This is a genomic window from Phocaeicola intestinalis, assembly GCF_014837065.1.
In the GTDB taxonomy this organism is placed as follows: Bacteria; Bacteroidota; Bacteroidia; order Bacteroidales; family Bacteroidaceae; genus Phocaeicola; species Phocaeicola intestinalis.
The window spans coordinates 1-6,465 of sequence record NZ_JACSPP010000098.1 but is presented as its reverse complement, the minus strand read 5'-3'; the positions used below and the strand labels follow the sequence as shown (position 1 = coordinate 6,465).

3 protein-coding genes and 1 pseudogene are annotated in these 6,465 nt (G+C 39.3%); 1 reads left to right on the top strand and 3 read right to left on the bottom strand.

All coding sequences use genetic code 11. The annotated features are described in order from the left end of the window. On the top strand, positions 1-375 hold a 375-nt coding region (locus H9625_RS16790), incomplete at its 5' end, for a transposase (RefSeq protein ID WP_191765458.1). Positions 376-668: 293 nt separating this feature from the next. Here H9625_RS16790 and H9625_RS16785 read toward each other — a convergent pair. From H9625_RS16785 to H9625_RS16775, 3 genes and pseudogenes are all read right to left on the bottom strand, one after another. Further along, the gene (locus tag H9625_RS16785; protein WP_191765456.1) at positions 669-3,080 is read right to left on the bottom strand and encodes a sugar-binding domain-containing protein; all 2,412 of its coding nucleotides are present in this window, start codon (positions 3,078-3,080) and stop codon (positions 669-671) included. Between the two features lie 179 nt (positions 3,081-3,259). After that, positions 3,260-5,605: a glycoside hydrolase family 31 protein gene (locus H9625_RS16780; protein ID WP_191765454.1), complete on the bottom strand. Its 2,346-nt coding sequence runs from the start codon at positions 5,603-5,605 to the stop codon at positions 3,260-3,262. Positions 5,606-5,834: 229 nt separating this feature from the next. Continuing rightward, positions 5,835-6,341: pseudogene (locus H9625_RS16775) on the bottom strand (SusC/RagA family TonB-linked outer membrane protein); the annotation flags it as partial. Between the last annotated feature and the right edge of the window lie 124 nt (positions 6,342-6,465).

Below are 6,465 nucleotides of genomic sequence, written 5' to 3'. Positions count from 1 at the left end.
TCAGGAGGACATAAAATTTATTTCTCCACCGATCTTGACATGTCGGCCAAAGACATCATCGAATACTACCGTACACGGTTCCAGATTGAGTTTTGCTTTCGGGATTCCAAGCAGTTTACCGGACTCAATGACTGTCAGGCAAGAGACTTGAAGAAACTCGACTTCGCTTTCAATGCTTCACTGACTTCGGTAAACATCGCAAAGGTCATGCGGAAACGATACTATCCCTCGCTTTCCATCGGACTGCTAAAGGCCTATCTGAGTAATACTTATATACTCAAAAGAATTTTTAGCAAGTCCGGTCTGAAACCGAACAGAACTTTTAATACTAAACTTATCAAAGAACTCTTTGGCATAGTGGCAGAAGCCGCTTAGCCGATATGGTGAATTTTTAACGGACTATTATTGAAATAAATATGAACTTATTTTTTTAAATTGCAAATACCCATTTGAACTATATTCTTTCTGAAACTGGTTACTATAAAACGCTTGTGTCGGTTTTAAAAAAAGAACGATACCTAAGTTTGTAGCATTATCAATCCATAGCTTTAAGAACTTTTCTAATTTTTATCCTTAATCCGCGTCTCGCATATCTCTACAAATAGCTTTATTATATATAGAATGTCTCAAATACCTTCCAATATGTTCCCTCAGTTAAAAGGCTATTCTTATTTACATCTTATTTCCAACTGAGTTCCCTTCAATCCCTGCGAACTTACAGCAATAATAGCCTTGCCCTTTTTTAACTGACTCCTCACAACAGCCAAAGCTTTCCCTTTCCAAGCTTTATGTTTCGAATCGGATGTGGTATCAAGTTCCTTGATATCAGCATTACCAACAGCAAGCAATGTACCTCTTCCTTTTAGAGAAAAAGTCAACAGATTTGTTGCATCAGGACAAACTATACCATCTTTATCTACAACTTCTGCTGTAATGAAAGACAAATCTTGCCCATCTGGATTGATAGTTGAACGATCAGCCTTTAAACGTATTGCATATGGTTCTCCTGCTGTTTTCAATTCATTATGATAACCATTTAATTCAGACAAGACATCTCCCTCATTGTTTATAGCTTCAGCAAGAATTGTTCCTGGTTCATATATAACTTTAAATACAGCCTTAAATTCTTCTTGACGGGTTGTCGGCTTTTCGCCGACAACTTTCCCATTCAATGTTAAGCGTACACGTGGGGCACGGGAATAAACTTCAACCTCTATTTCTTTCCCTTCATGCCCTGGCCATGTCCAACTTTCAAAAGTAGGCCATACACTCCACATAGTTTCCTTTATATTTCCATAATATCCATTAGGTTCTTTAACCGCCATATAAATAGGTCGATTGTAATTCCATAACCGTTCCCGATAATAAGAGATTGGCTTTCTTTGTCCTATCATATCAATATCACCACAATAAGCAGCATTCCATGGAAAGTGGTCACCGAAAAAATGTTCACCTGCATTTTCGCCTTCATAATACCACCGTCCTATACTGGATTCACCCAAATAATCGACAGAAGTCCAAACAAAATCTCCGATAATATATGGATTGTCATTTACATAACTCCAACTTTGAAATGCATCTCTTGGATATGATTCGGTTTGTATCATAATTCGTTCAGGTACGCGGATATGATCACCTTCATGTTTGTACATCATATAATTATAACCTACAATATCAAAAGCTTCAGCCAATGGATCATATATTTCCCAATCACTATCCCATGCACAAAGAGCAGATGTTACAGGACGGGTAGGATCCAGTTCTCGACAAAGTCCTACTAATTTTCTTGCCGTCGTAATAATCTGAATCTCTTTTCGTTCTATCACCTCATTCCCAACACTCCAACAAAATATACTCGGGTGGTTTCTATCCCGTAATACAAGAGCTGAAAGATCATCTTTCCAATATTTATCAATCAATGTTGAGTAATCATGTGGTTTCTTTGCTACACGCCAACCATCAAAAGCCTCATCGATTACAAGAAGTCCGATACTGTCACATGCATGTAAAAATACTTCAGAAGGATGATTATGACTGGTACGTACAGCATTAAATCCAGCCTCTTTCATAAGCTGTACTTTCCGAATTTCAGCACGGTCGAAAGCAGCAGCTCCTAATGGACCATTATCATGATGAATGCATCCACCATTCAACAATAAAGAGTTTCCATTCAGTTTGAATCCTTCTTCTGCCGAATAGCTGATAGTACGTATTCCGAAGGATTCAAGAATACTGTCTATTTCTCTATTATTTTCAGCAACAGACAAGCGTGCACTATAAAGTGAAGGAGAGTCAGGACTCCAACATTGAGGCTTTTGCACTGGAAGCAACTGATTAATCTTCAATGTCTCCCCAGGTTTTATTACAATTCCTTTTGTTGTTCTACCTATTTCATCTCCCAGAGGACCATATAAGATTGTAGTAAGAGAAAGCTCTCTTTCATTGTCATAACTATTTATAATTTCTGTGGAAATCGCAACATCAGCTTTGTCTTCCGAAACATTAGGGGTAGTAATAAAGGTCCCCCATTTTTTAAAATATATCGGATTTGTTGATGTCAACCATACATGACGATAAATACCAGAACCTGTATACCATCTACAGTTTGGCTGATAAGAGTTGTCTACATTTACAACAATTACATTCTCTCCTTGCTTTATCAATGACGTTATATCATGGTAGAAAGGGGAATAGCCATAATGATGTGTTCCTAGCGAGCTTCCGTTAACAAAGACTTCTGCATTCATATAGACACCTTCAAAATAAAGGCCGAAGACTTTTCCGATTTCCTCCTTATTGATTTGAAATGTTTTCCTATAACATCCTTTTCCATTGGGACGATAACCTCCATCTCCACCAGAAGGTTCATCTTTACTGGGTATGCCCTCGATACTCCAATCATGTGGCAAATCCACGATTCTCCATTTACCATCATCAAAATCCGGTTTGACACTTCCCACCGGCGCTTCACCCTTTAAGAAACGCCATCCAAAGTCCAAAAGTTCCTTTCTATCACGAGATACTCCATTCATGCAAAATGACCAGAGAGCAATAAATATAAACAACAAGTTCTTATACATAATTAAATATCCTTTATGATTACTCATGCTAATTCATGTTGTTTTGAACAGGTTTCAAAACAACATGAAGCAAGAAAAAAAATAATAAATGAATATATCAATATCTAATATTCAACCAACTGCAATAATTTAATATTTAAAATTTAAAGAGGGAACCGAACGTCCCAAATAAATATTATTTATCTGACTGTTGTAGCTTTACCTGTATAACGTATTTCTTTCACGGCATCACTTCCTGCTATTTTCACTATAAATGTACGTGACTTAAGCATTCCCGGGAACGAGCCATTACGCTTTCCGATGGTAAGCGACTTGGATCTGTCATTCCAATGCAGATTGATGGTTGAATACATCCCTTTCTCATAATTATAGTTGTTACCTTCATCTTCATACAATGTGAAGTCTGCATCAGCACCCGGATATACTACAATCTCGATGTTATCAAAGTTGTTTTCATTGGCATACTGAACTGCAGGGCCTAAGGTCAGGATACTTCCAGCCTTGACATACAACGGAGAATGCGAGATTGGGGCAGAAGCATTTACAGTCGTACCGCCTGAATATTTTTCATTAGTCCAATAATCATACCATTGGACACCTTTAGGAAGATAGACCTCATAAGTTCTATCCTCTTCCCAATTTACCTTAAGGTCATATATTTCAGGCGACTTTACAATTTCCTCTTCTGTATAGAGCGGATGCAACACCGGACAGACGAGTATATTATGACCGAACATGAACTGTTTGTTATTATTCCAGGTCGATTTGTCATCCTTGAAGTCCATGAACAAAGCACGCATGAAGGAATCATTATATTGGGACACCTGCCATGCTTGGCTGTAGATATAAGGCAAGAAACGGTAACGCAACTTCACAGCATCAACCATAGCCTCATAAACAGGTTCACCCGGCTTGCCATACAGATAGATTTCACGCTGCGCGTCTGTGCCATGACTTCGCATCATAGGCATGAAAGCACCACACTGCATCCAGCGTACATATAATTCCTTGAACTGCGGGTTGTCTTTTGCCGAGTTCCAACCGTTGATATTGTAGCAACCGGCAAGGAAGCCACCAATATCAGAATGTACATTCGGATTGGCAGTCAATGTAAAGTTCAGACATCCCGGAATCTGTTTACGGAAACTGTCCCAGGTTGAGGTAATGTCACCACTCCAAGTATTGGCGCCGGTTCTCTGTTGCCCCGCAAAATAAGATCTTGTAAAGATAAAGACACGTTTAGTTGTATCTATTTCTCTCTGATGGTTATATACCCCTTCTACAGACATCAAAGGATAGATATTACGCACGGAACGCAATGATCCCATAGCAGTAGGAACATCAAGGTCCGAGTCATCATAATTATAAAAATCCGGTTCAGTAGAATCCATCCACCAGCCGTCAATGTTCAGACGATGCAGTCTTGAAAGATTACGCCAATAAATGTCCCTTGCCTCTTCACTATATGCATCATAACATCTGGAACCACTTGGATAATCGTCACGTGGCGGCCACCCGTCTAATCCGCTTGGAGGGAAAGTCTCAAAATCAAGCAAATGATTCTTTTCCTGAAATTCTCTGAAACCTTTGGTACCGATACCGAAAGACGACCAGAATGATATACTGAGATGAGCATTCTGATTATGGATTCTATCCATCATTTCCTGAGGATTCGGATAGCCACTTGCCAGAAACTCCATTGCATTCCACAAATAACTATGTCCCCAATATTGCCAGTCCTGCACGATTCCATCAAACGGAATCTTTAATTCCCTATATTTATCCACCACTTCGAGTAATTCAGCCTGTGAACTATATCGTTCTCTACTTTGATGGAAACCATAGGTCCACAACGGAGCCATTGGCACTTTACCCGAAAGATGTCTCATCTCTGCAATCACACCATCAGCATCACCACCATACATGAAAAAATAATTGATTGCATCACCTACCTGTGACTCCAAAGTCAGCTCGCCGGCAACCCCTTCAACAGGAGAATTCAAGTAAGTTACAGAATAATTATCCCAATAAACACCATAACCTTTTATGCTCTGAAAGAAATTTGAATAATCTTCTGTATTTCCTTGTTCCATACGCCTATTTTCACCACGATGACTCATTTTGCCGTTCTGAAGTATACCGAATCCATATATACCTTCATCAGCATCAACCATAAAACCTTGCTTGATTTTATATGACCATTTATCCAGTCCTCTTACTATTGGAGAAAATGAATAAGAACCTTCTCTCATAATCAGATTCCCTTTATTATCCAAGAAAGAGATTCCATTTTTACCGACAATTACCGTAAGTTCACTTGAACGATAGATAGTAGCCGTATCATTGGAAGTTACATTCACCTTTACCTTTTCTGGCTCGGCTGTAACCACAAGGGATTTCTTGTTGAATACGGTACCATTCTCTTTTACTATCCTAACCGTTCTTGGCGTATAAAACTCTATTTTTTGAGCAAATAAGGTTTGATAAGAGATCAACATTAGCAGACAAAATAACGCTTGTTTCATAATTAAATCAGATTACATTTAAATTAAGTATTACTTAAATTTTTAATCAATTGAATAAAGCCTCTCACCAATATATCTCTACGATAAGAGGCTTTGTTCTTTATTTTAGATCCGGTTCAGCTATAGTCTCACCTGCAAGCCCATTCGCAAAACCGGCATAAGCAGGTTTACGTTGATATTGAAGATTCCATAGCCCGATAGGTTGATTTGCTCTCCAGCCCGATTCCACCGGACTATCGAATGCCATACTTGCACCGGCATTGATTGTTGCCTTACCTTCAGAACCACGTTTGGTTGTAATCAAGATAACACCATTCGCGCCCTTTACACCATATACAGCAGTTGCCGATGCATCCTTCAATACAGAAATAAAGGCTACCGAGTTGATATCAATACCAGCCATTGGACGTTCAATACCATCCACCAATATCAACGGAGCTGTATTGTTCCACGAGCTCATACCACGAACCAAAATCTGTGGGTCTTCCTCACCCGGCATACCTGTACTTGCGGTTGTTACCACACCGGGCAAATTACCGGTCAATGCAGAACCTAAGTCCGAAACTCCTCCGGAACGTTCCAGCACCTTACTTGTAGTTTGAGTAATAGCCCCGACGACACTGGCCTTCTTCTGTTGCCCATAACCGACTACTACAACTCCGTCCAGTTCCTGGGAATCATCTTCCAAAGTAATCCGCATGTTACTCCGTGAAACCTTGACTTCTCTTGTCTTCATCCCGACAAAAGAGATGACAAGAATCGACTTCTCATTAGGGACCGTCAATTAGAGTTTATGTAAATTAGTTATGATAGTTCCAAGGGTTGATTTTAATTCTGAGATTATGCAGTGCCATACATGT